Annotated in this window: 23 protein-coding genes; 18 read left to right on the top strand and 5 right to left on the bottom strand. The window is 71.0% G+C overall.

Going from position 1 to position 24833, the window contains the following annotated elements; translation table 11 throughout:
• Positions 1–52 precede the first annotated feature (52 nt).
• From AB8735_RS27950 to kdpC, 7 genes are all read left to right on the top strand, one after another.
• The gene (locus AB8735_RS27950) at positions 53–637 is read left to right on the top strand and encodes a PaaI family thioesterase (RefSeq protein ID WP_344025289.1); all 585 of its coding nucleotides are present in this window, start codon (positions 53–55) and stop codon (positions 635–637) included.
• Positions 637–1134: a dUTP diphosphatase gene (dut, locus tag AB8735_RS27955; protein WP_344025287.1), complete on the top strand. Its 498-nt coding sequence runs from the start codon at positions 637–639 to the stop codon at positions 1132–1134. Before AB8735_RS27950 ends, dut begins: the two co-directional genes overlap by 1 nt.
• A gap of 1 nt (position 1135) precedes the next feature.
• Positions 1136–1903, top strand: a complete 768-nt coding sequence (locus AB8735_RS27960; protein WP_344025285.1) for a DUF3710 domain-containing protein — start codon at positions 1136–1138, stop codon at positions 1901–1903.
• A 327-nt stretch (positions 1904–2230) separates the two neighbouring features.
• Complete coding sequence (gene kdpF / locus AB8735_RS27965; RefSeq protein ID WP_199895718.1) at positions 2231–2320, top strand: K(+)-transporting ATPase subunit F; 90 nt, start codon at positions 2231–2233, stop codon at positions 2318–2320.
• Between the two features lie 8 nt (positions 2321–2328).
• Positions 2329–4020: a potassium-transporting ATPase subunit KdpA gene (gene kdpA, locus AB8735_RS27970; protein WP_372410128.1), complete on the top strand. Its 1692-nt coding sequence runs from the start codon at positions 2329–2331 to the stop codon at positions 4018–4020.
• Complete coding sequence (gene kdpB / locus AB8735_RS27975; protein WP_344025278.1) at positions 4017–6128, top strand: potassium-transporting ATPase subunit KdpB; 2112 nt, start codon at positions 4017–4019, stop codon at positions 6126–6128. The genes kdpA and kdpB overlap by 4 nt, the downstream gene beginning before the upstream one ends.
• A gap of 4 nt (positions 6129–6132) precedes the next feature.
• Positions 6133–6783, top strand: a complete 651-nt coding sequence (gene kdpC, locus AB8735_RS27980; protein ID WP_372410130.1) for a potassium-transporting ATPase subunit KdpC — start codon at positions 6133–6135, stop codon at positions 6781–6783.
• Between the two features lie 132 nt (positions 6784–6915).
• Here kdpC and AB8735_RS27985 read toward each other — a convergent pair whose 3' ends face one another.
• A complete protein-coding gene (locus tag AB8735_RS27985) occupies positions 6916–7377 on the bottom strand; it encodes a MarR family transcriptional regulator (protein ID WP_344025274.1) in 462 nt (153 codons plus the stop codon).
• 63 nt (positions 7378–7440) lie between these two features.
• Between AB8735_RS27985 and AB8735_RS27990 the strand changes: the two genes are divergently transcribed.
• From AB8735_RS27990 to AB8735_RS28010, 5 genes are all read left to right on the top strand, one after another.
• Positions 7441–8508 (top strand): ABC transporter permease, encoded by a 1068-nt coding sequence (locus tag AB8735_RS27990; protein WP_372410132.1) that lies wholly within the window; start codon positions 7441–7443, stop codon positions 8506–8508.
• 186 nt (positions 8509–8694) lie between these two features.
• Positions 8695–9165 (top strand): hypothetical protein, encoded by a 471-nt coding sequence (locus AB8735_RS27995; protein ID WP_372410133.1) that lies wholly within the window; start codon positions 8695–8697, stop codon positions 9163–9165.
• Entirely contained in the window at positions 9162–10010 is an 849-nt protein-coding gene (locus tag AB8735_RS28000) for a DUF692 domain-containing protein (RefSeq protein WP_344025268.1), read from the top strand. Before AB8735_RS27995 ends, AB8735_RS28000 begins: the two co-directional genes overlap by 4 nt.
• Positions 10003–10647, top strand: coding sequence for a DNA-binding domain-containing protein (locus tag AB8735_RS28005; protein WP_372410135.1), 645 nt, complete (start codon positions 10003–10005; stop codon positions 10645–10647). The genes AB8735_RS28000 and AB8735_RS28005 overlap by 8 nt, the downstream gene beginning before the upstream one ends.
• A gap of 27 nt (positions 10648–10674) precedes the next feature.
• Positions 10675–12012: a ferritin-like protein gene (locus AB8735_RS28010; protein WP_372410136.1), complete on the top strand. Its 1338-nt coding sequence runs from the start codon at positions 10675–10677 to the stop codon at positions 12010–12012.
• A 55-nt stretch (positions 12013–12067) separates the two neighbouring features.
• Here AB8735_RS28010 and AB8735_RS28015 read toward each other — a convergent pair whose 3' ends face one another.
• Positions 12068–13339 carry a phophatidylserine decarboxylase associated domain-containing protein gene (locus AB8735_RS28015; protein ID WP_372410138.1) on the bottom strand — a complete coding sequence of 424 codons (1272 nt, stop codon included), beginning with the start codon at positions 13337–13339 and terminating at the stop codon, positions 12068–12070.
• Positions 13340–13603: 264 nt separating this feature from the next.
• Here AB8735_RS28015 and AB8735_RS28020 point away from each other — a divergent pair, with 264 nt between their 5' ends.
• The 5 genes from AB8735_RS28020 (at position 13604) to AB8735_RS28040 (ending at position 19660) form a co-directional block, all read left to right on the top strand.
• The gene (locus AB8735_RS28020; protein ID WP_372410140.1) at positions 13604–14899 is read left to right on the top strand and encodes a phophatidylserine decarboxylase associated domain-containing protein; all 1296 of its coding nucleotides are present in this window, start codon (positions 13604–13606) and stop codon (positions 14897–14899) included.
• Positions 14900–15123: 224 nt separating this feature from the next.
• Entirely contained in the window at positions 15124–17676 is a 2553-nt protein-coding gene (locus tag AB8735_RS28025) for a sensor histidine kinase KdpD (protein ID WP_344025258.1), read from the top strand.
• A gap of 73 nt (positions 17677–17749) precedes the next feature.
• Entirely contained in the window at positions 17750–18439 is a 690-nt protein-coding gene (locus AB8735_RS28030; protein WP_344025256.1) for a response regulator, read from the top strand.
• 87 nt (positions 18440–18526) lie between these two features.
• Positions 18527–18925, top strand: a complete 399-nt coding sequence (locus AB8735_RS28035; RefSeq protein WP_344025255.1) for an OB-fold nucleic acid binding domain-containing protein — start codon at positions 18527–18529, stop codon at positions 18923–18925.
• A 3-nt stretch (positions 18926–18928) separates the two neighbouring features.
• Positions 18929–19660, top strand: coding sequence for a DUF3159 domain-containing protein (locus AB8735_RS28040; protein WP_372410143.1), 732 nt, complete (start codon positions 18929–18931; stop codon positions 19658–19660).
• A gap of 63 nt (positions 19661–19723) precedes the next feature.
• On the opposite strand, the gene AB8735_RS28045 is transcribed toward AB8735_RS28040, so the two are convergent.
• Together AB8735_RS28045 and AB8735_RS28050 are read right to left on the bottom strand one after the other, a co-directional pair.
• Positions 19724–20401, bottom strand: coding sequence for a TrkA family potassium uptake protein (locus tag AB8735_RS28045; RefSeq protein WP_344025254.1), 678 nt, complete (start codon positions 20399–20401; stop codon positions 19724–19726).
• Complete coding sequence (locus tag AB8735_RS28050; RefSeq protein ID WP_344025252.1) at positions 20401–21069, bottom strand: TrkA family potassium uptake protein; 669 nt, start codon at positions 21067–21069, stop codon at positions 20401–20403. Before AB8735_RS28050 ends, AB8735_RS28045 begins: the two co-directional genes overlap by 1 nt.
• Positions 21070–21516: 447 nt before the next feature.
• Between AB8735_RS28050 and AB8735_RS28055 the strand changes: the two genes are divergently transcribed.
• Positions 21517–22755 carry a transposase gene (locus AB8735_RS28055; protein WP_344025250.1) on the top strand — a complete coding sequence of 413 codons (1239 nt, stop codon included), beginning with the start codon at positions 21517–21519 and terminating at the stop codon, positions 22753–22755.
• On the opposite strand, the gene AB8735_RS28060 is transcribed toward AB8735_RS28055, so the two are convergent.
• Positions 22743–24686, bottom strand: coding sequence for a helix-turn-helix domain-containing protein (locus tag AB8735_RS28060; protein ID WP_344025248.1), 1944 nt, complete (start codon positions 24684–24686; stop codon positions 22743–22745). The two genes, AB8735_RS28055 and AB8735_RS28060, sit on opposite strands and share 13 nt — an antisense overlap.
• Between the last annotated feature and the right edge of the window lie 147 nt (positions 24687–24833).

Genomic DNA, 24833 nt, shown 5'->3' on the forward strand with positions numbered 1-24833 from the left:
AGCTTGGCACGGACGGGACCGGGTGCCGCTCGCGCGGGTAAGGTCAGCCCCTGTGAGTGGACGAACGACAGCGCTGACACCGCCGGCCGATGCCCGGCCGCCGGTGCGGCACCCCGAGGCCCCCGCGCCGGGCGAGGTCATCGGGGCGCACTACGACAACTGCTTCGGCTGCGGCGGCGGTGTCCCGCACGGCCTGCACCTGGAGGTGCGGGCCGGCGAGGGCGTGCGCGTCACGGCCGAGTTCCGGGTCAGGGAGGCCCACCAGGGAGCCCCCGGCCTGGCGCACGGCGGAGTGCTGGCGACGGCGCTGGACGAGACGCTGGGGTCGCTGAACTGGCTGACCCGCGTCATCGCGGTGACCGGCCGGCTGGAGACGGACTATGTGCTGCCCGTCCCCGTCGACACCGTGCTGCACCTGGACGCCGAGGTGTCCGCGGTGCACGGCCGCAAGATCTACTGCACGGCCACCGGCCGGATCGGCGGCCCCGAGGGGCCGGTCGCGGTCCGCGCCGACGCGGTGTTCATCGAGGTCAAGCTGGAGCACTTCGTCAACAACGGCCGTCCCGCCGAGATCAAGGCGGTGCTCTCCGATCCCGACCAGCTGAAGGTCGTCCGAGCCTTCGAGGTGAACCCCTGATGCGTCAGCCCGTCGACGTCCTGATCCACCGGATCGATCCCGCTGTTCCGCTTCCCTCCTACGCGCACCCCGGCGACGCCGGCTGCGACCTGGTGACCACCGAGGCCGCCGTCCTGGCGCCCGGCGAGCGGGCCGTGCTGCCCACCGGGGTGTCGATCGCGCTGCCCGACGGGTACGCGGCCTTCGTGCACCCGCGGTCCGGTCTCGCCGCCCGCTGCGGGGTCTCCATGGTGAATGCCCCGGGGACCATCGATGCCGGGTACCGTGGAGAGATCAAGGTGATTGTGGTCAATCTGGACCCGCGCGAGAGCGTGCGGTTCGAGCGGTTCGACCGCGTCGCCCAATTGGTTGTCCAGCAGGTCGAGAAGGTCCGCTTCCACGAGGTGGCGGAGCTTCCCGGCTCGGCGCGGGGCGAAGGGGGCTTCGGGTCCACCGGGGGCCACGACGCCGTGGGGCATGGATTCGCTTCGGTCGCCTCTGACCGGGAAGGACAGTGACGTGTTCGGTCGTCGCAAGCGCAGCGAGGACGCCGTCGAACGGATCGACGACGTGATCTCCGAGCAGACCGCGGAGGACTCCCTCGCCGACGAGGGCGCACAGGACGCCGAGGCGCACCGGGTGCGCCTGGAGCCCGAGCCCCGTCCGGACGGGCCGTGGGACGTCTCCGAGGTGCAGGCCCCCGCCGAGGGCCGCGTCGACCTGGGCGGGCTCTACGTGCCCGGCGTCGAGGGCATGGAGCTCCGGGTCGAGGTCGCGGGGGACGCGATCGTCGCCGCGACCGTGGTGCTGCGCGACAGCGCCGTGCAGCTGCAGGCCTTCGCCGCCCCCAAGCGCGAGGGCATCTGGGGCGAGGTCCGCGACGAGATCGCGGCCGGCATCACCCAGCAGGGCGGTGTCGTGGACGAGGTGCAGGGCCCGCTGGGCTGGGAGCTGCGGGCCCAGGTGCCCGTCGCCCTGCCCGACGGGACGAACGGCGTGCAGCTGGTGCGCTTCGTGGGCTGTGACGGTCCGCGCTGGTTCCTGCGGGGTGTGATCTCGGGCCAGGGCGCCGTGCAGCCGCAGACCGCGGGCATGCTGGAGCAGATCTTCCGGGACACCGTCGTCCTGCGCGGCGATTCCCCGATGGCCCCGCGCGACCCGATCGTCCTCAAGCTGCCCGACGACGCGCAGATGGTCGCCGAGGGTCTCCAGGACGAGGGCCAGTCGCGTTTCGCGGGCGGCGTGGAGCGCCTCCAGCGCGGCCCGGAGATCTCCGAGATCCGTTGACGCACGGCCGCCCCTGAGCGGCCCGAATGCCGCGCACAGACGGCCGGATTGTGCCCTTCCGCTGGGCCGGAACCCCTTGCCGGGGTTCCGGCCCAGCGGCGTTTTCGCAGGTCCGGGGCGCTCCCGTATGAATCCCGTCAAGGGGGCGCTAATGGCCGTAAGGGAGGCGTCAACGAACGCTGTGCCGGTCGGTATCGGATGTTTCCTCTAGAGGTCCGTTCATGTCCGAACTCTCTAGGAGCACACGATGGCCGACGTGGCCTTCGTCGTCACCTGTGTCGCGGTCTTCGCGCTGGTGGCTCTCGTCGCCAAGGGGGTGACGAAGCTGTGAGCATCGAGAACATCGTCGGTCTGGTCGTGGCCGTCGCCCTCCTGGGCTACCTGGTCCTCGCCCTCGTTTTCCCGGAGAGGTTCTGAGCACCCCTATGAGCCCCGTCCTCTCCGGAGTCCTCCAGCTCACCGCGCTCGTCGCGGCGCTGGCGCTGGTCTACCGCCCGCTCGGCGACTACATGGCCCGCGTCTACAGCTCCGAGAAGCACCTGCGCGCCGAGAAGCTGATCTACCGCCTCATCGGCGCCAACCCGTCCGCCGAGATGCGCTGGCCCGCCTATCTGCGCGGCATCCTCGCCTTCTCGCTCGCGAGCATCCTCTTCCTCTACCTGCTCCAGCGGATCCAGGGCGTGCTCCCGCACTCCCTGTCGCTGGGCTTCACGGCGATCAGCCCGGACCAGGCGTTCAACACCGCCGCCTCGTTCGTCGCCAACACCAACTGGCAGTCGTACTCGGGCGAGCAGGCCATGGGCCACGCCGTCCAGACGCTGGGCCTGGCGGTGCAGAACTTCGTCTCCGCCGCGGTCGGCATGGCCGTCGCCATCGCCCTCGTCCGGGGCTTCGCCCGCTCCCGCACCGGTGAACTGGGCAACTTCTGGGCCGACCTGGTGCGCGGCACCGTCCGGATCCTGATCCCGATCTCCGTCGTCGGCGCGCTGGTCCTGGTCGCCTGCGGCGCCATCCAGAACTTCGCCGGCATCCACGAGATCGGCCAGCTGACCGGCGGCACCCAGCAGGTGAACGGCGGCGCCGTGGCCTCGCAGGAGGTCATCAAGGAGCTGGGCACCAACGGCGGCGGCTACTTCAACGCCAACTCGGCCCACCCCTTCGAGAACCCCAACGCCTTCACCAACCTCTTCGAGATCTTCCTGATCCTGGTCATCCCCTTCGCGCTGACCCGGACGTTCGGCAAGCTGGTGGGCAACGTCAAGCAGGGCTACGCGATCCTGGCCACGATGGGGATCATCTGGCTCGGTTTCACCGCGCTGATGATGTGGACCGAGTACGCGCACCACGGCGCCGCGCTGCAGGCGGCCGGCAGCGCGATGGAGGGCAAGGAGCAGCGCTTCGGCGTCGGCGCCTCGGCGATCTTCGCCACCACGACGACGCTCACCTCCACCGGCGCGGTGGACTCCTTCCACTCGTCCTTCACCGGACTGGGCGGCGGCCTCACCCTGCTGAGCATGATGCTCGGCGAGATCGCGCCCGGCGGCGTGGGCTCCGGCCTCTACGGCATGCTCGTCATGGCGGTCATCGCGGTCTTCATCGCCGGCCTCATGGTGGGCCGCACGCCCGAGTACCTCGGCAAGAAGATCGGCACCCGCGAGATCAAGCTCGCCGCCTGCTACATCCTCATCACGCCGACCCTGGTGCTGGGCTTCACGGCCCTGTCCATGGCGCTGGCCGGACCGCCGGAGTCGATCCTCAACACCGCGGGCAACTCGGTGAACAACAGCGGCGCGCACGGCTTCTCCGAAGTCCTGTACGCCTTCACCTCGGGCGCCAACAACAACGGCTCGGCCTTCGCGGGCCTGAACGCCAACACCCCCTGGTACAACACCACGATCGGCCTCGCGATGCTGCTCGGCCGCTTCCTGCCGATGGTCTTCGTCCTGGCGCTGGCCGGCTCGCTCGCCGAGCAGAAGCCCGTCCCCGAGACCGCCGGCACCCTGCGCACCGAGAAGCCGCTGTTCGCCGGGCTGCTCGTGGGCGCGATCCTCATCATCACCGGCTTGACCTACTTCCCGGCCCTGGCCCTTGGCCCGATGGCGGAGGGACTCTCATGAGCACGACCACCCCTGTCCGTACCGCCCCCGAGGGCCCCAAGGACGAGCAGCCGCACGGCGACGGGGAGCAGGGCCGGGTCTCCGGCGGCCTCTTCGACCCCGCGCAGCTGGTGAAGTCGCTGCCGGACGCCTTCCGCAAGCTCGACCCCCGGCTGATGGTCAAGTCCCCGGTGATGTTCGTGGTCGAGATCGGCTCGGTGGTCACCACCGTTCTCGCCCTGAAGGACCCGGGCGACTGGTTCGGCTGGACGATCACGGTCTGGCTCTGGCTGACCGTGCTCTTCGCCAACCTGGCGGAGGCCGTCGCGGAGGGCCGCGGCAAGGCCCAGGCCGACACCCTGCGCAAGGCCAAGACCGACACCGTCGCGCGCCGGCTGACCGGCGACGGCGGCGAGGAGTCGGTGCCCGGTGCCCAGTTGACCGTGGGCGACCTGGTCGTCTGCGAGGCGGGCGACGTCATCCCGGGCGACGGCGACGTGGTCGAGGGCGTGGCGAGCGTCGACGAGTCGGCGATCACCGGTGAATCCGCCCCGGTCATCCGGGAGTCGGGCGGTGACCGCTCGGCCGTCACCGGCGGCACCAAGGTGCTCTCCGACCGCATCGTCATCAAGATCACGACCAAGCCGGGCGAGACCTTCATCGACCGGATGATCAACCTGGTCGAGGGTGCGGCCCGGCAGAAGACGCCGAACGAGATCGCGCTCAACATCCTGCTGGCGTCGCTGACCATCGTCTTCCTGCTGGCGGTCATTACCCTCCAGCCGTTCGCGATCTACGCGGGCGCCGAGCAGACGATGATCGTGCTCGCCGCGCTGCTGGTCTGCCTCATCCCGACCACGATCGGCGCGCTGCTCTCCGCGATCGGCATCGCGGGCATGGACCGGCTGGTCCAGCGCAACGTCCTGGCGATGTCCGGGCGCGCGGTGGAGGCCGCGGGCGACGTCTCGACGCTGCTGCTCGACAAGACCGGCACGATCACCTACGGCAACCGCCAGGCCGCCGAGTTCGTCCCCGTCAAGGGCACCATGGCGGCCGAGGTCGCCGACGCCGCCCAGCTCTCGTCGCTCGCCGACGAGACGCCCGAGGGCCGCTCGATCGTCGTCCTCGCCAAGGAGAAGTACGGCCTGCGCGAGCGCCACGAGGGCGAGCTGGTCGGTGCCGAGTGGATCCCGTTCACGGCGCAGACCCGGATGTCCGGTGTGGACGTCGAGGGCCGCAAGGTCCGCAAGGGCGCGACCGGTTCGGTCATCGCCTGGGTCGAGGAGCAGGGCGGCACGGTCGCCGAGGACGCCCGTACGCTCACCGACGACATCTCCCAGGCCGGCGGCACCCCGCTGCTGGTTGCCGTGGAGGACGACAAGGGCGCCCGCGTCCTCGGCGTCATCCACCTCAAGGACGTCGTCAAGGAGGGCATGCGGGAGCGCTTCGACGAGCTGCGCGCCATGGGCATCAAGACCGTCATGATCACGGGTGACAACCCGCTGACGGCGAAGGCCATCGCCCAGGAGGCCGGGGTCGACGACTTCCTGGCGGAGGCCACGCCCGAGGACAAGATGGCGCTCATCAAGCGCGAGCAGGCCGGCGGCAAGCTCGTCGCGATGACCGGCGACGGGACGAACGACGCCCCGGCCCTGGCCCAGGCGGACGTCGGTGTCGCGATGAACACCGGCACCTCGGCCGCCAAGGAGGCCGGGAACATGGTGGACCTGGACTCCAACCCCACCAAGCTCATCGAGATCGTCGAGATCGGCAAGCAGCTCCTCATCACCCGGGGTGCCTTGACGACCTTCTCCATCGCCAACGACGTCGCGAAGTACTTCGCGATCATCCCCGCGATGTTCGCGGTCGCCTACCCGGGCCTGGACAAGCTCAACATCATGAGCCTGCACTCGCCGCAGTCGGCGATCCTGTCGGCGGTCATCTTCAACGCGCTGATCATCGTGGCCCTGGTGCCGCTCGCCCTCAAGGGCGTCCGCTACCGGCCGATGAGCGCGGACGCGATGCTCCGCCGCAACCTCTTGATCTACGGACTGGGCGGCCTGATCTCCCCGTTCATCGGCATCAAGATCATCGACCTGCTCCTGACCCTCATCCCTGGCATCGGGTGACGACATGAACATCTCCGTACGCAACGCGGCCCGGCTGGCGGGGGCGGGGCTCCGCGCCCTGCTCGTCCTCACCGTCGTCTGCGGCGTGATCTACCCGCTCGTCGTCACGGGCCTGGCCCAACTGGCCTTCCACGACAAGGCGAACGGCTCCGAGCTGAAGGTGGACGGCAAGTCCGTCGGCTCCGGACTGCTCGGCCAGAGCTACACGCTCGACAAGAAGGACAAGGACGGCAACCCGCTGCCCGACCCGAAGTTCTTCCAGGGCCGCCCCTCGGCGGCGGGCCCCAACACCGAGAACACCCAGTACAAGCTGCTGGTCTCGGGCGCCTCCAACCTGGCCGCCGACAGCAAGGTGCTGCTCGACAGCGTCAAGCAGCGTCGCGCGGACGTCGCCGCCTTCAACGGGGTCTCCCCGTCGTCGGTCCCGGTGGACGCCCTCACCGCCTCCGCCTCGGGCGTCGACCCGGACATCTCCCCGGAGTACGCCGAGCTCCAGGCCGGGCGGGTCGCCAAGGCCAACGGGCTGCCGGCGGACAAGGTCGAGCAGCTGGTGAAGGACCACACCGACGGCCGGCAGCTGGGCTTCATGGGCGAGAAGCACGTCAATGTGCTCAAGCTCAACATCGCGCTCAAGGAGCTGGCCTCCGGCGAGTAGGGGATTCCGGCGCCCGGTTCCTCGTCGTGCGGAGAGATCCGCCGACGGGGGCCGGGCGCTGGCGCATTCCCGGGGGCCGGAACCGCGGGCCGAAGGGGTCTCGGGCCGGAGGGGCCCCGGGTCGAAGGGGGCTCAGTCCGAAGGAGGCGGCAGGACACCGGGGTTGACGTGCTCGACCAGGCGGCGCAGGACGTCGTGCGTGGTCGCGCGCTCCTCGGGGGAGAGGACGGCGAGGACCTCGTCGTTCATCCGGTGCACGATCCTCGCCGACCGCTCGGCCATCCGCCGGCCGTCGTCGGTGATGTACAGGCACAGCACGCGGCGGTTGGTCGGGTGCGGGCGGCGCTCCATCAGCCCCCGCTCGGCCAGGCCGTTGATCGCGGCCCCCATGGACTGGGCCGTGATGCCGGCGCGGCGCGCGGCCGCGGCGCTGGAGGTGCCGGGCTCGTGCCGGACGTGCTGGAGCGCGTTGTGCTGCGCCAGGGTCAGGTCCAGGGTGCGCAGCTCCTTCTCCAGGCGGCCGGCCATGGCCTGGGAGAACTGCCACGCGAGGAAGCCGGTGGAGAAGGAGGGCTCGTTCATGGGGACCGCCACTTGTAAGGCACCTTATGGTTGCTGCTACGGTTATAAGGCAGCTTACAAGTTTGGACGGTTCCCTTGTCGCTCCCCAGCCCTTCCCTGTCCCCTTCGCGGGACGCCGCCCCGCACGCCGACATCCCGGATCCCGCGCCGCCGCAGCACCCGCGGGGCGGCTGGAAGGGCGTCCTCCTCCCGGTGGCGGTCGTGCTCGTCATCGGGACGGTCTTCGTGAGCGTCTACCTCGCGGCCTTCCACGCGCCCAAGCCGCACGACCTCCCGGTGGCGGTCGTGGGCACCCAGCGGGACGCCCAACGGGTCGGGGAGAGCCTGGAGTCCGCCGTCCCCGGCGGCTTCGAGGTCCGGTACTACGCGGAGGAGGGCGCCGCCCGGGAGGCCATCGGACACCGCAGCGTCTTCGCCGCCTACCTCACCGGCCATGGCCGGGGCGGCCCGAAGCTGCTCTACGCCGGTGCCAACGGGCCCTCCGTCACCGGCACGCTCACCGGAGCCTTCGGCCCGGTCGCCGAGGCGGGCGGGCACCGGCTCGCCCAGGAGGACGTCCTCCCCGCCTCCGCCGGGGACACCAGGGGGCTGGCGATCTTCTACGCGTCCTTCGGCCTGGTCCTCGCCGGATATCTCTTCGGCCTCATGACCTACCAGGCGGCCCCCGCGCTGCGCCTGCGGCAGCGCCTGGCCAGCCTGGCGATCTTCGGTGTCCTGGGCGGGATCATCATCGCCCTCCTCGCGGGCGGCACCGGCTTCGGGGCGCTGCCCGGCTCCTTCGCGGGCATCGCCGGGATCACCGCGCTGATGGCCATGGCGGCGGGCGGGGCGACGATGGTCTTCGTGAAGTGGACCGGCCCGGCGGGCTCGGGTCTGGCCTCGATCGTCCTGCTGACCCTCGGCAACAGCACCAGCGGCGGTGTGATGCCCGCCTCCTATCTGCCCGGCTGGCTGCACCCGCTCTCCGGCGTCCTGCCGGTCGGCGCGGGGGTGCGGGCCGTCCAGGGCCTGGCGTACTTCCACGACGACGGTCTGGGGCACGGCATCGCCGTCCTGGTGGCGTGGATCGTCGTCTGCGCGGGGCTGCTCTATCTGCGGGACGCGCGCGGGGCGAAGGGCGCCCGTACGGCCCGTACGGCCTGAGGGTCCGCCGCCGTACGTCGACGGCCGACGGCGTACGGCGGTGGCCGCGGCTCAAGTCGCGCCGGACACTGGCCTGTTCCATGCGGGCGCGACGCCGCTGGCCGGTTCGCTCCCTCCCTTCGTCCCGGTACGCCCTGGCATGGTGTGGCCTTCGTCCTCGTCGCCGAACGGAGAGGAACGGACACCATGACGGAAAACCCCCGGCAAGGCCCGTGTCCGGACGCGCCGCCGTCCCCCGTCCCGCAGGAGCAGCCGAAGGAACTGCACATCTGCATGGGGCTCAACTCCTGTGCAGGGCTCGACCGTCCGGGCACCGCCACCATGGCCGGCACGGGGCAGTGTGCCACCGTCTTCCACGTCTGCCACGGCGAAGGAGCCTGCCGCGGCCAGGGCGGCTGCGGCTACGCGGGCACCGACTACGAGCAGTTCCACCCCGGCGAGCAGGACTGCCGCTACAACGGCAGCTGCGCCAGCCCGATCAACGAGAGCCGGGTCTTCTCCGCCGGGCCGCTCAAGGGCAAGAGCGTCTGGAGGCAGGCGCGGAGGCTCTTCGAGGCCCGGATGTACGCGGCGGGCAAGGCGTTCGGGCCCTCGCCGGGCGAGGGGATCCCGGACAGGCGGATGCCGCACTACGACTACATGCAGCAGCCGCAGTGACCGCGGCCCGGCTGGGCCTGCCCCACCTGGGGTTCGGGGTGGGGTTACGGTCCGCGCACCTGCCCTACGTCCGCCGCTACCGGCCGCCGGTGGGGTTCTTCGAGGTCATCTCGGAGAACTTCCTCGACAACCGCGGCGGCAGGCGCCGGGCGCTCGACGAGATCGCCGAACAGTACCCGGTGATCCCGCATGGAGTGTCGCTGTCGATCGGCAGCACCGACCCCCTCGACCTCGGCCATCTGCGCCGGCTGAAGCGGCTGGCCGACTCGCTGGACGCGCCCTGGGTCTCGGACCACGTCTGCTGGACGGGCGTCCTGGGCGTGCACACCCACGACCTGCTGCCGCTGCCGTTCACCGAGGAGACCCTGGCCCATGTGGTGGCCCGGATCCGCGTCGTGCAGAACGAGCTGGAACGGCCGCTGATCCTGGAGAACCCCAGCAGTTACGTCGAGTTCCGGGCGTCCGCCCTCACCGAGTGGGAGTTCCTGGCCCGGATGGCGGAGGAGGCGGACTGCGGGCTGCTGCTCGACGTCAACAACGTCCACGTCTCCGCCTTCAACCACGACTTCGACCCCGAGGCGTATCTGAGGGCGCTCCCGCACGAGCGCGTCGTCCAGATGCACCTCGCCGGGCACACGGACCACGGCACTCATCTGATCGACACCCATGACGCGCCGGTGGCCGAGCCGGTGTGGGAGCTCTACCGGCTCGCCACCGAACTGACCGGCGGGGCCTCGACGTTGCTGGAGCGGGACGAGAACCTGCCGCCCTTTCCCGAGCTGCTGGCCGAGCTCAACCGGGCCCGGGCCGTCGCCGTGCTGCCGTCCGGAGGCGTCCATGGCTGACGCCCCTTCCCTGGCGGCGGTACAGCGCTGGATGCAGGAGGCCCTGCTCGACCCGTCCGGCACCCGGCCGGACGCGATGGTCACCGCGTCCCGCCGGCAGTCCGCCCGCGAGCGCCTGTTCGTCTACCAGCACGGCTACCGGCAGCGGCTGGTGGAGTGCATGCGCTCGCTGCACCCGGGGTCGGTGCGGCTGCTGGGCGAGGAGATCTTCGACGGGTTCGCGCTGGACTACCTCGCCGCGCACCCGTCCCGTTCGCCCCTGCTGGCCGGGCTGAGCGACGGCTTCGCGGACCATCTGGCGCGCACCCGGCCGGACGCCGGACCCGGCGCGGAGCGCGAGCCGTGGATCGACCTGCTGATCGATCTCGTCCGCTTCGAGCGGGCGTTCGTCGAGGTGCTGGACGGCCCGGGGCCGGAGGACGGCGCGGGCCCCGCCCCGCCCGCCCGGCTGCTGCGGGCCTGCGCGCCCGTCCACGCCTATCTGGCGGCCGTGCACCGGGGCGAGGACCCCGAACCGCCCCCGCCGGCACCGGTGTTCCTCGCGCTGCGGCGCCGCGACTACGCGGTGGTCACCCGGGAGCTGAGCCGTGCGGCGTACGAGCGCCTGCTCAGAGCCCGTGCAACTCCCCAGACCTGACGGCCCCTTCACACCGGAGGACTCTTCATGACCGGGAAATCCGCGCGCGCCGAACGGAAAGTGCCCGAGATCGCCACTCTGCGGGAACTGACCGAGCACCTGGTCGCCGCCGCGAAGGTGGAGCTCTCCACGATCCCGCTCTATCTCTACTCGACCTACTCGATCAGGACCAAGGGCTATTCGCAGTGGGCCGCCGGGAAGTCGGCCCAGCGCACCATGATCGGCGTCGCCATCGAGGAGATGCTCCATCTGACGCTCGCGCGCAACCTGCTGGTGGCGATCGGCAGCGGGGACGCGGTGCGCTTCTACGACCGGGAGTACAGCGCCGACGGGTTCACGACGCCGTACCCCAAGCCGATGCTCATGCGGGAGCCGGACCTGGAACTCCACCTCCGGCGCCTCTCCAAGGAGCAGGTCACCGGCACGTTCATGCAGATCGAGCTGCCCGACGACAAGGCGACCGAACTGGCCGCGGAGATCAGGCCGTACAAGACGCTGGGCGAGTTCTACGCACGCATCGAGCAGGGCATCCGCGACCTCAGCTCCGACCACCTCAAGGAGAAGATCGACTGGGGCAGGGCCAGGAGGGAGCTGTGGAAGTTCCAGTACCACCGGGGCTACTGGAACCAGAACGGCGGTTCGGACGGCCCCATGATCATCGTGGACGAGAAGACGGCGCTCCACGCGATGGAGATCATCGTGGACCAGGGGGAGGGTGCCCGCCAGGACCACGGCTACCTGCCCGACCCGATCTTCCGCACGGCCGACCACCCGGACCAGGAAGTCGGCAAGTGGCAGGCGTCGCACTACACCAAGTTCCAGGACATCGCGAAGGGTCTCAACGGCATCGGTGTCATCTGTGACGACAACGGCAGGCAGAAGTTCACGATCGACGACTCCGAGGTCATCTGGCCGGTGCTGGACGATCCGGCCCTCGCCAGGCTGGTGCCGGGCCGTCCGGTGCACAAGCTGACGGAGTTCTCGAACGCCGTCTACTGCTATGTGCTGGCGCTGCTCGACGCGATCTATGCGACGCCCATGACGCCGTACACGGATGCTGCGCCGTTCCACGAGAGCGAGCGGTACGGGCTCGAACGGGGCTTCGTCGCGGCGATGCAGGGGGTGCTGTACCCGGTGGCCGATCTCCTGGTCCGGACGCCGCTCGTCGACGGGGACATGCCCGGCGTCCGTCCGGACGCGAACGCGGGCCCGCCGTTCGAGCACTATGCGTTCACGACACAGAGGCCCAAGGGCGAACTCGTCGCCCTCTGCAACGATCTGCTGGCGCTCTACCCGGAACTGGGCGGTGACGACGGGGTGCAGCGGCAGATCTCGCTGCTGCCGGACTTCGAACTGCTGAGTTGACGGGACGAAAGGTGGCTCCCTCCACCGGAGGGCGCCACCTTCCCCGCGGCCGGGGCTACTTGGCCCGGGCGATCGTCCCGTTGACGAAGACGGGCGCTCCGTCGTCGCCGACCACGTCCTTCCGGCCGGGCGGAACGGTGAATTCGACCCTGCCCGGCTGGAACACCAGGCACATGCTCGACCCGCCGTAGCTGAACCGGCCGATCTCATCGCCCCGGGTCACCCGGTCGCCCTCCTGGACGGTGATGTCGACCGAGGAGATCTCGGTGATGCCGACGGGGACGACACAGACCTTGCCGATGTCGGGGGACTCGCTCCTGATGACCACAATTCCCCGGGTGTTGACGTTCGCCTGGTAGCCCTGGGAGAGCGTGCCGGCGCTCGGGTCCACATGGTCCGTGTCGTACAGTTCGCTGAACTGGAGACCGGGCACCTTCTCCACGTACTCGACGACACCGTCCACCGGGGCGTGCCACCGGTGGTAGTCCGCCCCCGAGAGGAAGGACTGGAAGATGTCGCCGCCCGCGAAGTCTCCCTTTTTCCTGTACTTGCCGAGCATCAGGTCGAGGGAGTACGGCTGCGCCTTGACTTCGATTTTGGGAACGTCCAGCTGGGCATTCGGATAGACCCTGACCACCTTTCCGTCGTTGGCCGAGACGACGGCCCGCAGGTCGTGCAGGGCACCGTTGGGACGGAATTCCGGCTTGATCGGACGGTGGAAGAAGGCGTTGTAGGAGGCGAATCCTCCGTAGGCCGCCTCCGGGCGGTAGTCGAACTCGTAGAGTTTGAACTGCTCGTAGGCGGCCTGTCCCAGCCAGCCCTCCGGGCCGTCGTGCAGGACGTAGCGGCTCCGCGGGCTGTCCAGGAATTCGCACCACGCCTTCAGGATCCCGCGCAGGGCCTTGTTGAACTGCTGGTGCTTGAAGAGCTCGTTGCCCGACTTCGTCGCCATCATGTAGACGAACAGGGCGGACATGGGGAAGAAGATCCGCTGCTTGGGGTCCAGCCGGTATTCCGGCGCGGTCCCGGTGACGAGGTCGAGGGCGGCCAGCATCTCCTCGGTGTTCCTGACCCCTTGGTCGTGCAGCCTGAGGGCTTCCTTGACGGTCTGCGTCACGAGGTCCGCGAGTTCCTTGTCCTTTCCCAGCAACTCCGCGAGCTTCTGCACCGAGGGCACGTGTCCGTCCGTCCGCGCCCGGGCCCGGCGCGCCAGGTCCGCCTGCCAGGCCTCCACGGCCCTGCGGTCGCCCGGCAGATAACCGGCCGCCCGGCCGTACGAGTTCCGGTACCGCGCTTCGATCTCCGCCGCGGTGATGGGCTTGCTCATGGATCCCCTCCGTCGGTCGACCCGTCGTACGGAAACGAGCAACGACCGTACTGCGGTGCCGATGTGGCCGCATGAGCCCCTTTTCGGCCGTATGGCACGGAGGGTCCGGACGGCTCAACAGCCATGCGTTCGAGGGAAAATGGCCCGTATTTCTTTGGCCTGATTGCTCCTGGTGAGCCGAATACCCCGGCGGCCAGGCTGTGCCCCGCGCCGGATCAGCCTCTTTCACCGCGCACGGCATTCCCGGAACTGGAGCCCACGGTCATGACCGCTGTCCTGAGCACAGAGGAACTGCACGCCCGCTACCGGACCACCTTCGGCCGGGCCGGCGGATATCTGCCGCGCAATCCCGCCGCGATCGACGAATGGCACCGGAACCTCACCCAGCGGGCGGCGGACGCCAAGGAGGAGTTCGTCGGGCCGGTCAAGGACCTGGCCGAGATCCTGTACTCCGACGGCATCGTCCGGATGTATGTGACGCAGATGATCAACGAGCTTCCGGAGAAGCACCGGCACGTCACCTCCGTCGACGACCTGCTCCAGAAACTCAACGTCATCGTCCGCACCGCACCGGCCTACGACCCGGACCCCACCAAGCACATCTTCCTGCCGATGTCCGCCCTCTTCGGTCATCTGCGGCTCACCAGGGCGGGTGCGGTCGTCTTCCGCAACCAGCGGTTCGGCACCGCGCTCCAGGCGATACTCCAGGACTGGTGCCGCTTCCTCGACAGTCCCGAGAGCCGCTATGTGCTCAGCACCCGGGAGAACGGCTGGTTCTCGCAGTCGGCCGCCGAGCTCAACAAGCTCTACGAATACGAGTGCTGGGACCGCCGGGACGAACCCCACTGGGGCTTCGGGTCGTTCAACGACTTCTTCCACCGCCGCATCAAGCTGGACGAGTTCCGGCCGCTCGCCGGCCCGGACGACCCCTCGGTCATCACCGCCCCGAACGACGGCACGGTCTACAACATGCAGCGCGACGTCCCCCGGAGCGCCGACTTCTGGATCAAGGGGCATTACTACTCGCTGGAGAACATGCTCCACGGCCGGGAGTGCAAGGACGAATACGTCGGCAGGTTCGTCGGTGGCGACGTCTACCAGGGGTTCCTCTCGGTCAACAGCTTCCACCGCTGGCACGTGCCGGTGAGCGGGACGATCAGGCACCTGGAGGTTGTGCCGGGCCTGATGTTCAGCCACGCCGAGAGCGAGAGCCCCGACCCGGCGACCTGGACCCACTCGCAGGCGTACCAGTCCAACGTCAACACCCGCGGACTGGCGTTCATCGAGACGGGTGAGGAACTGGGCCGGCGCATGGTGTGCGCCGTGGTCATCGGCATGGACGAGGTCTCCTCCGTCCAGTGGAAGCCGGGGCTCGCCGTGGGCAGCGAGGTCCGGAAGGGCGACGAGCTCGGCTTCTTCAGCTACGGCGGGTCGAGCATGGCCCTGGTCTTCGAGCCGGGCATCGTCGGCGACTTCACCGTCCCGGAGAACAACCCGGACAAGCACCCCGACGACGGCCCCAGCGTCTTCGTGCGGCAGCAGATCGCCCGCGCGGTCTAGATCCGCTCGTACCCGGTAGGTACGCCCCTCCCGCCCGGAGGGGCGTACACGCTGGTCACGAATCCGCCGCAGGCGTCAGAGCTGCGTCAATACCTGCCGCGCGCCCCACCGCCCGCCCGATTTGTCCCGACCGTCCGCCGTAAAGTCGTTCTGCGCGGCAGTGCAGCACTTCAGGACGGAGAACCGCCCCGGCCACCGCCGCCCTCCTGAAAGACAATGGGGCCATGGGACGCGGCAACCTCCGGATCTACCTCGGCGCGGCACCGGGCGTCGGCAAGACCTACGCCATGCTCTCCGAGGCGCACCGCCGTGCGGAGCGCGGCACCGACATCGTCGTGGGCTTCGTGGAGCACCACGGGCGCCCGCGCACGGAGGTCATGCTCCACGGGCTGGAGGAGGTGCCCCGCCGTTCCCTCACCTACCGCGACAGCGCGTTCACGGAGATGGACGTGGACGCGGTCCTCGCCCGGCGCCCCAAGGTCGTGCTGGTCGACGAGCTGGCCCATACCAACGTCCCGGGCTCGCGCAACACCAAGCGCTGGCAGGACGTCGAGGAACTGCTCCAGGCCGGCATCGACGTCATCTCCACGGTCAACATCCAGCACCTGGAATCGCTGGGCGACGTCGTCGAGTCGATAACCGGCGTGCGGCAGCGCGAGACCGTCCCGGACGAGGTGGTGCGCAGGGCCGGCCAGATCGAACTGGTCGACATGTCGCCGCAGGCCCTGCGCCGCCGCATGGCGCACGGCAACATCTACAAGTCCGACAAGGTCGACGCGGCGCTCTCCAACTACTTCCGCCCCGGCAACCTGACCGCGCTGCGCGAACTGGCCCTGCTGTGGACCGCCGACCGGGTCGACGAGTACCTGCGGCAGTACCGCACCGACCACAGCGTCTCGACGATATGGAACGCCCGCGAGCGCATCGTCGTCGGCCTGACCGGCGGCCCCGAGGGCCGCACCCTGATCCGCCGGGCCGCGCGGATGGCCGCCAAGGGCTCCGGCAGCGAGATCCTCGCCGTCTACATCGCCCGCAGCGACGGGCTGACCTCGGCCTCGCCCAAGGAACTGGCCGTCCAGCGCACCCTCGTCGAGGACCTCGGCGGCACCTTCCACCACGTCATAGGCGACGACGTGCCCGCCTCGCTGCTGGAGTTCGCGCGCGGGGTCAACGCCACCCAGATCGTCCTCGGCTCCAGCCGCCGCAAGACCTGGCAGTACATCTTCGGCCCCGGCGTCGGCCAGACCGTCGCCCGGGACTCCGGCCCCGACCTCGACGTCCACATCGTCACCCACGACGAGGTCGCCAAGGGCCGCGGCCTGCCCGTCACCCGCGGCGCCCGGCTGGGCCGCGGCCGCATCGTGGCCGGCTGGCTGGTCGGCGTCCTCGGGCCGGTCCTGCTCAGCCTGCTGCTCAGCCACGTCGTCCCGGACCTGGGACTGGCCAACGACATGCTGCTGTTCTTGTGCATGACGGTGGCCGCGGCGCTGCTCGGCGGACTGCTGCCCGCGCTGGCCTCGGCGGCCTTCGGCTCGCTGCTGCTGAACTGGTTCTTCACCCGGCCCATCCACGAGCTGACGATCACCGACCCCAAGAACATCGTCGCCATCGCGATCTTCGTCTTCGTCGCGGTGTCCGTGGCCTCCGTGGTGGACCTCGCCGCCCGCCGCACCCACCAGGCGGCCCGGCTGCGCGCCGAGTCCGAGATCCTCTCCTTCCTGGCCGGCAGCGTGCTGCGCGGCGACACCAGCCTGGACGCGCTGCTGGAGCGGGTCCGCGAGACCTTCGCCATGGAGTCCGTCGCCCTGCTGGAGCGCGCCAGCGACGTCGACCCGTGGACCAGCGCCGCCAGCGTGGTCACCAGCACCGGCAAGCCGCTGCTGCGGCCCGAGGACGGCGATGTGGACATGCCCGTCGGCGACACCATGGCGCTGGTCCTCGCCGGGCGTGTCCTGCCCGCCGAGGACCGCCGCGTGCTCGCCGCCTTCGCCGCCCAGGCGGCCGTCGTCCTGGACCGCCAGCGGCTGGTCGGCGAGGCCGAGCGGGCCCGGCGCCTCGACGAGGGCAACCGCATACGCACCGCCCTGCTGGCCGCCGTCAGCCACGACCTGCGCACCCCGCTCGCCGCGATCAAGGCCGCCGTCACCTCGCTCCGCTCCGACGACGTCGCCTGGTCCGAGGAGGACGAGGCGGAGCTGCTCGCCGGCATCGAGGACGGCGCCGACCGGCTCGACCACCTCGTCGGCAACCTGCTGGACATGTCCCGGCTCCAGACCGGCACCGTCACCCCGCTGATCCGCGAGATCGACATCGACGAGGTGGTCCCGATGGCCCTCGGCGGCGTCCCCGAGGGCAGTGTGACCCTCGACATCCCCGAGACCCTGCCCATGGTCGCGGTGGACCCGGGACTGCTGGAGCGCAGCGTCGCCAACATCGTTGAGAACGCCGTGAAGTACAGCCCGGCGGACACGCCCGTGCACGTCGCGGCCAGCGCGCTGGGCGACCGGGTCGAGGTCCGGGTGGCCGACCGGGGCCCCGGCGTCCCCGACAGCGACAAGGACCGGATCTTCGAGCCCTTCCAGCGGTACGGCGACGCGCCGCGCGGCGCCGGGGTCGGCCTCGGCCTCGCGGTCGCCCGCGGCTTCGCCGAGGCCATGGGCGGCACGCTCGCGGCGGAGGACACCCCCGGCGGCGGCATGACCATGGTCCTCACCCTGCGGGTGGCGGCGGGCCGCGCCCCCGTCCGCCCCGACCTGCCGGCCCAGGTCACCACATGAGCCGCGCCGGTGACCCCCGTCGATTTCCCGGGCCCCAGGGCGGGGTCCGCATGAACAGCAGAGGTGGTTCCTCATGAACCGGGTGCTCGTGGTGGACGACGAGCCGCAGATCGTCCGCGCCCTTGTGATCAACCTCAAGGCCCGCAAGTACGAGGTCGACGCCGCGCCCGACGGCGCCACCGCGCTCCAGCTCGCCGCCGCCCGCCACCCCGACGTCGTCATCCTCGACCTGGGCCTGCCGGACATGGACGGCGTCGAGGTCATCAAGGGCCTGCGCGGCTGGACCCGGGTGCCCATCCTCGTCCTCTCCGCCCGGCAGACCTCCGACGAGAAGGTCGAGGCGCTGGACGCGGGCGCCGACGACTATGTGACCAAGCCGTTCGGCATGGACGAGCTGCTGGCCCGGCTGCGGGCCGCGGTCCGCCGGGCCGAGCCCACGGGCCCGTCGGCCGCGGGGGACGACGCGATCGTCGAGACGGAGGTCTTCACCGTCGACCTGGCGGCGAAGAAGGTCAACCGGGGCGGGAAGGACGTCCGCCTCACGCCGACGGAGTGGCACCTGCTGGAGGTGCTGGTGCGCAACACGGGCCGCCTGGTGAGCCAGAAGCAGCTGCTCCAGGAGGTCTGGGGTCCGTCGTACGGCACGGAGACCAACTACCTGCGGGTCTACATGGCCCAGCTGCGGCGCAAGCTGGAACAGGACCCGTCGCATCCGAAGCACTTCATTACTGAGCCGGGGATGGGGTACCGCTTCGAGCTGTGAGGGGTGCCGCTTCGAGTCGGCGGGGCTGTGGGGCGGGTGCGGTCGGAGGACTGCAATGGGGCTCCGGGACCCCGGTACGCTGGATTCATGAGTGCCGTATCCCGTTCCGAGAAGTCGACCGGCCGGTTCCGCCGGATGCTCGACCGGCTTTCCTCCTCGCCCGAGGAGCTGCACCAGGCCGAGCTGCAGCAGGACACGGAAGCGGTGGGATGCACCCGGATCTGTGACTGCGACGACCGGCAGATCGTCAAGGTCACCGGCACCCTGCGGACCGTCACGCTGCGACCGCGCGCCGGCGTCCCCGCGCTGGAGGCCGAGCTCTTCGACGGCTCCGCGGCGCTGGACGTCGTATGGCTGGGGCGCCGTTCCATAGCGGGCATCGAGCCGGGCCGTAAGCTGATCGCCTCCGGCCGGATCTCGATGAGCCGTGGCCGCAGAGTGCTGTTCAACCCCCGATACGAACTCCGACCGCTCGGACAGGAGTAGCCCTTGTCGTCCCTCGACAAGCCGATGGACCACCAGCCCGGCAGACACCGCGACGAAGGGTCACGGTCCGCGACCGAGGCAGCGCTCTTCGAGGCGTTCGGCGGTGTCCGCGGCATGGTGGAGACCACCGTCCCCGGCCTGGTGTTCGTCGCCGTCTTCACCGTCAACCGGAACATCCACACCGCCGCCGTCGCCGCCCTGGCCCTCTCGCTGGCCCTCGGCGTCGCCCGGCTGGTGCGCAAGGACACCCTCAAGCACGCCTTCGGCGGCGTCTTCGGTGTGGCCTTCGGCGCGGTGTTCGCGATGATGTCCGGCGACGCCAAGAACTTCTACCTGCCGGGCATGCTCTACACGCTCGGCCTCGCGGTGGCCTACATCGTCACGTCCCTGGTCGGCTACCCGCTGCTCGGCCTGATCCTCGGGCCGGTGTTCAAGGAGAACCTTTCCTGGCGGACCCGCAACCCCGGCCGCAAGAAGGCCTACACCAAGGCCAGTTGGGCCTGGGGGCTGATCCTGCTCGCCAAGTCGGCGATCCTCTTCCCGCTCTACTGGTGGGGCGACGCGACCCAGTTGGGCTGGGTCAAGGTGGCGCTCGGCATTCCGCCGATGCTGCTCTCGGTCTATCTGACCTGGATCTTCCTGGCCAAGGCCCCGCCGCCGATCGACGTGTTCGCGGAGATGGAGGCCGAGGAGGCCCGCCGCGCGGAGCGCGAGAAGGCGGAGAAGACGGTCTGAGACGACCACGAAGCATGGGAAAGGCCCCGGGGAACCGGGGCCTTTCCCATGGTCGGACGACCGTCAGTCGGAGCTCTCCTCGCGGCGGACCGACAGCAGGTCCTCCAGCTGCTCCTCGCGCGCCGGGGCCGCGACGAACAGCAGCTCGTCACCGGCCTCCAGGGCGTCCTCCTTGTTGGGGGTCAGGACGCGGTTGCCGCGGATGATCGTGACCAGGGAGGTGTCCTCGGGCCAGTCCACGTCGCCGACCCGGGTGCCTGCGAGCGCGGCCTCCGGCGGCAGCGTGAGCTCGACCAGGTTGGCGTCGCCCTGGCTGAAGCGCAGCAGGCGCACCAGGTCGCCGACGCTCACGGCCTCCTCGACGAGCGCCGACATCAGACGCGGGGTGGAGACGGCGACGTCCACACCCCACGACTCGTTGAACAGCCACTCGTTCTTGGGGTTGTTGACCCGGGCCACGACGCGCGGGACGCCGTACTCCGTCTTGGCCAGCAGCGACACCACGAGGTTGACCTTGTCGTCACCGGTCGCGGCGATCACCACGTTGCAGCGCTGGAGCGCCGCCTCGTCGAGCGAGGTGATCTCGCACGCGTCGGCCAGCAGCCACTCGGCCAGCGGCACCCGCTCGACCGAGATGGCGGACGGCGCCTTGTCGATGAGCAGGACCTCGTGCCCGTTCTCCAGCAGTTCGCCGGCGATGGAACGGCCGACGGCACCGGCCCCTGCGATCGCGACCCGCATCAGTGACCGCCTTCCTCGGGGCCCTGCGCGAACGCGGCCTCCACCTTTTCGACCTCGTCGGTGCGCATCATCACATGCACCAGGTCGCCTTCCTGCAGCACCGTCGCGGAGGTCGGCAGCATGGCCTCGCCGAGCCGGGTCAGGAACGCGACCCGGACGCCGGTCTCCTCCTGGAGCCTGCTGATCCGGTGCCCTATCCACGCCGGGGAGGCAGGGACCTCGGCGAGCTGGACGCCCCCGGTGGGGTCGCGCCACAGCGGCTCCGCACCGGACGGCAGCAGCCGCCGCAGCATCTGGTCGGCGGTCCAGCGGACGGTCGCCACCGTCGGGATGCCGAGCCGCTGGTAGACCTCGGCGCGGCGCGGGTCGTAGATGCGGGCCGCCACGTTCTCCACGCCGAACATCTCGCGGGCCACCCGGGCCGCGATGATGTTGGAGTTGTCGCCGCTGCTGACCGCGGCGAAGGCACCCGCCTCCTCGATGCCCGCCTCGCGCAGGGTGTCCTGGTCGAAGCCGACACCGGTCACCCGCCGCCCGCCGAAACCGGAGCCCAGACGCCGGAAGGCGGTCGGGTCCTGGTCGACCACGGCGACCGTGTGGCCCTGCTGCTCCAGGGTCTGGGCGAGGGCCGAGCCCACCCGCCCGCACCCCATGATCACAATGTGCACGACGCCTGCCCCGTACTCCGGAATTCCGCGTTGACCTGCACCAACACCCTGCTCACTTCTTCCTGCTCAGTTGAGCCAGCCGGCGCTCCCGGACGTCCGCTCCCTGCGGGCGGCCCGGCGGCACCGATTCGACCGCGCCCAGGGACGTCGTCGTTCCCACGGGCGTACGCCACCACCGTAGCCGCATCGTCCCGGCGCCCCGTCCCCCGGACCCGCCGTCCGGCCGCGCGCCCCGTTCCGCCCGGCTTCTCCCGGGGGTGTGGTGGCCCGGCCACACCCCCGGGAGGAGCCGGGCGGCGCCCTCGGGGCGCCCATGGGCCCGCCTGGTGGCCGGACCACTCCCGGGCAGGTCAGCCGGGTGCTGTGCACACCTGGGGCCGGACGGGGGGCGGGGGAGAAGGTGGTGGACGGCCCGATCGGCGTGCGAGGACGAAGTGGGGGAGAGCGATGAACGGCACGGCTCTGCACAAGGGGACCGGACGTCGGAACTCCATGACGGCGGGCCCGGAGGCGCGGGACCTGCTGCTCGCCGAGCTGGGCGGGTCCCTGTTCGCCTCGCTGCCGCGCAGCGACCAGCGCCGCCGGGGCGAGGCCTATCTGCGGGGGCTGCTGGCGGCGCGGGGGCGCAAGTCCATCCGCAACATCGCGGCGCTGAGCGGCGGTCCGGCCGCCGAGCAGAGCCTGCACCACTTCGTCTCCAGCTCCACCTGGGACTGGGAGCCGGTCCGCCGGGCGCTCGCCGCGTACACCGCGCGGATCGCGCCCCCGCAGGCCTGGGTGGTGCGGCCCATGGTGATCCCCAAGGCCGGCGACAACTCCGTCGGCGTCGAGCGCCGCTTCTGTCCGGTCCGGGGCCAGGTGATCAACGCCCAGCAGGCCGTGGGCGTCTGGGCGGCCTCCGACGACTTCGCCGTCCCGGTCAACTGGCGGCTGTTCCTCTCCGAGTCCTGGCTGGAGGACCCGCTGCGCCGGCGCCAGGCGTCGATCCCCGACTCGGTGCGGGCCGAGACGCTGGGGGAGTGCACCGTCGAGGCGTACGTCGGGATGATGCGCGACTGGGGCCTGCCGGTGCGGCCCGTGGTGATGGACGCCCGGGAGGCGGACGCGCTCTCCGCCCTCCACCGGCTGCGGGCCGCGGGCGTCCCGGTGCTGGCCCGCGTCGGCGGCTCCCTGCGGCTGGCGCCGGCGGAGCCCACGCTGCCCGGGCGCGGCGGCGAGGCGCTGCCCGCCCACCAGATCATGGGCGCCGCCCGGGACCTGCGCCGGCCCGTGCTCTGGCGCGACCACGACGGCCGGCGCAGCGTGCACACCTCGCTGACCGCCGCCGTCCGCGTCGGCCTGCCCGGCCGCCGCCCGGCCCCCGGCGAGCCCGTCCGGCGCCGGGACATGCTGCTGCTGGGCCTGGGCGACGCCGCCGGCCGCTGGCCGGCCGAGCTGTGGCTCACCGACCTGCTGAATGTGCCGCCCGCCGCCCTGGTGCGGCTGAGCCGGCTGATGGGACGGGTGCGCCGGGACTTCGACGAGGTCGCCGACGAGGTCGGCATCCGCGACTTCGCGGGCCGCTCCTTCGGCGGCTGGCACCGGCACACCACGCTGGCCTCGGCCGCGCACGCGGTGCGGGTGCTGACCCGGCCGGGGGCCGCCGGGGCGGACGAGGAGGCCGAGTGCCTGGGTCAGGCCTCCTGAGCGCCGTCCGCCGCGGGCCCGGTGCCGCCGAGGACGGCGCGCACCCGGTGGACGCGCAGCGCCAGCTGCACCTCCAGGGCGCGCCGGGGGTCCTGCCACTCGGGGCCCAGCAGTTCGCCGATGCGCTCCAGCCGGCGGGCGACGGTGTTGGGGTGGACGTGGAGCCGCTTGGCCGCGTTCGTCGGACTGCCGCCCGCCTCGAAGTAGGCCTCCAGGGTCCGGGTGAGGTCGGTGAACCGCTGCTCGTCGTAGTCGATGACGGGGCCGATGGCGGAGTGCACAAAGGCCCCCACGTCGTGCCCGTCCGACAGCAGGACGCCGAGGAAGCCCAGGTCGCGCAGCGAGCCGGCCTGTCCCGTGGCGCCCAGCGCGGTCATGGCGTCCAGACAGCGCAGCGCCTCGTGGAACCCGTCGCGGACCGCGGCCGGGTCGCCGGCCGGGCCCGCCGCGGCCACGGTCACCGGGTGGCCGAGGAGCGGGGACAGCTCGGCGGAGACCGCGCGGGCGGCGGCCCCCGGGTCGCCGCCGGGCAGCAGCAGCACGGCGAGACCGTTCTGCATGCTGCGCAGCCCCTTCTGCCGGTAGGCGTACGACGAGGCCCACACGGCCGGTTTGCCGTGCGCCTCGCCCTCGGGCCGGGCCACCACGACGACGTGTTCCCGGCGCAGGTCGATGCCCAACCGGCGGGCGCTCTGCTCCAGTTGCGGGCGCGGGCGCTGCGGGCCGGTCAGCAGGTCGCCGAGGAAGTCCTCGCGGATCTGGCCCTCGGTGATGGCCGTCCGGCTGTTCTCCACCAGCAGCTGGACGGAGACGGCCTGGCCGACGAGCGGCAGCAGCTGCTCCTCCTCGGTGCTCCACGGCCGTTTCGGGCGCAGCACCAGGGTGCCCAGGTGGCCGGTGCCGGCCGCCAGGGGAACGGCCCAGACGCCGTCGTCCAGTTCGCCGGGTCTGCGCGGGGCGAGCGCGCCCAGCCGCGAGAGCGTCGCGGGGTCCGCCGCGCACACCGGTGCCTCGCCGGCCGTCGCGAGGGGGGTGCCGTCGGCGGAGTAGACGCACGCGTGGGCGTCGAGCTCCCGGCGGACCTCGTCGGTCAGGGAGTGCAGATCACCGTCGTCCAACACCAGTTCGATCAGCCGGTGGTGGGTCTGGCTCAGCCCGCGTACGTCCCGCAGTCCGGCCTCCACCGTGATGGTGTGGCGTTCGAGGGCGGCGATCAGCGCGGCGTTGCGCTCGATGAGGCGTACGTGCTTGATGGCCACGCTGGTCAGGTCGGCCAGCGAGCGCAGCAGGGCCACCTCGTCCGGCGCGTAGTGGCGCACCTTGCGCTCGCCCACGTAGAGCGAGCCGACCGGACCGCCGACGCGGGACAGCGGCACCGCGAGCATGGCACGGGTGCGTTCCAGGCGGACGACGTCGTCCACGGACGGGCTGTGCAGGATGCGCTCGTCGGCGAGGTAGTCGGGCGTCCAGAAGGGCGACGGGTTCTGCTCCCGGGTCGTGGCCGAGCCGAGCCCGACGCCCGGGTCCAGCCGCAGGCCGACGTTCCGGTCGGTGATGTGGCCGTCGGAGGCGCGGATGACGTGCCGGCCCTCCTCGTCGTCGTAGAGGCCGATCCAGGCCATGTCCGAGGAGAGCAGCACCCGGGCCCGCCGGAGGACCATCGTCAGCAGGGAGTCGAGGTCCTGCGGGACGGCCATGTCGAAACCGGTCTCGAAGAGGGCCGACATGGTGGCCAGGCGCTGCTGTTCGTTCTCGCCCCGGGCCCGCACGGACAGCCCCAGCCGTTTCGCCCGTTCCAGGGCGGCCAGTTCCTCGTCCCCCGCGCCGGATCTCCGGGCGTCCTCCACGAGCATCTCGAACTCGTCCGGCGGCGCCCCGCCGTCCAGCAGTTCCAGTACGGCGAACACCCCGGCATCCGACTTCTGCGACACGCGCCCCTCCTTGGTGCTGACCATGCGTCACCGCACGTCATGGGTCACAGGCCCCCCGGCCTGTAAGCCCCGATCCCCCTCAGTGGCACCTACTCCACCAAACGGTCAAGTTATGCGAGGCGTTCGGGAGCCGCAAGGCCGGTCCGC

Origin of the sequence: Streptomyces luteireticuli, assembly GCF_041519305.1 — a bacterium.
GTDB lineage: Bacteria > Actinomycetota > Actinomycetes > Streptomycetales > Streptomycetaceae > Streptomyces > Streptomyces luteireticuli.

Coding starts and splice junctions, on each gene's coding strand:
- AB8735_RS28030 (WP_344025256.1), top strand. CDS start 17,750: ATGAACCGGGTGCTCGTGGTGGACGACGAGCCGCAGATCGTCCGCGCC.
- dut (WP_344025287.1), top strand. CDS start 637: ATGCGTCAGCCCGTCGACGTCCTGATCCACCGGATCGATCCCGCTGTT.
- kdpB (WP_344025278.1), top strand. CDS start 4,017: ATGAGCACGACCACCCCTGTCCGTACCGCCCCCGAGGGCCCCAAGGAC.
- kdpA (WP_372410128.1), top strand. CDS start 2,329: ATGAGCCCCGTCCTCTCCGGAGTCCTCCAGCTCACCGCGCTCGTCGCG.
- AB8735_RS28015 (WP_372410138.1), bottom strand. CDS start 13,339: ATGAGCAAGCCCATCACCGCGGCGGAGATCGAAGCGCGGTACCGGAAC.
- AB8735_RS28010 (WP_372410136.1), top strand. CDS start 10,675: ATGACCGGGAAATCCGCGCGCGCCGAACGGAAAGTGCCCGAGATCGCC.
- AB8735_RS28005 (WP_372410135.1), top strand. CDS start 10,003: ATGGCTGACGCCCCTTCCCTGGCGGCGGTACAGCGCTGGATGCAGGAG.
- kdpC (WP_372410130.1), top strand. CDS start 6,133: ATGAACATCTCCGTACGCAACGCGGCCCGGCTGGCGGGGGCGGGGCTC.
- AB8735_RS28045 (WP_344025254.1), bottom strand. CDS start 20,401: ATGCGGGTCGCGATCGCAGGGGCCGGTGCCGTCGGCCGTTCCATCGCC.
- AB8735_RS28020 (WP_372410140.1), top strand. CDS start 13,604: ATGACCGCTGTCCTGAGCACAGAGGAACTGCACGCCCGCTACCGGACC.
- AB8735_RS28035 (WP_344025255.1), top strand. CDS start 18,527: ATGAGTGCCGTATCCCGTTCCGAGAAGTCGACCGGCCGGTTCCGCCGG.
- AB8735_RS28025 (WP_344025258.1), top strand. CDS start 15,124: ATGGGACGCGGCAACCTCCGGATCTACCTCGGCGCGGCACCGGGCGTC.
- AB8735_RS27995 (WP_372410133.1), top strand. CDS start 8,695: ATGACGGAAAACCCCCGGCAAGGCCCGTGTCCGGACGCGCCGCCGTCC.
- AB8735_RS28055 (WP_344025250.1), top strand. CDS start 21,517: ATGAACGGCACGGCTCTGCACAAGGGGACCGGACGTCGGAACTCCATG.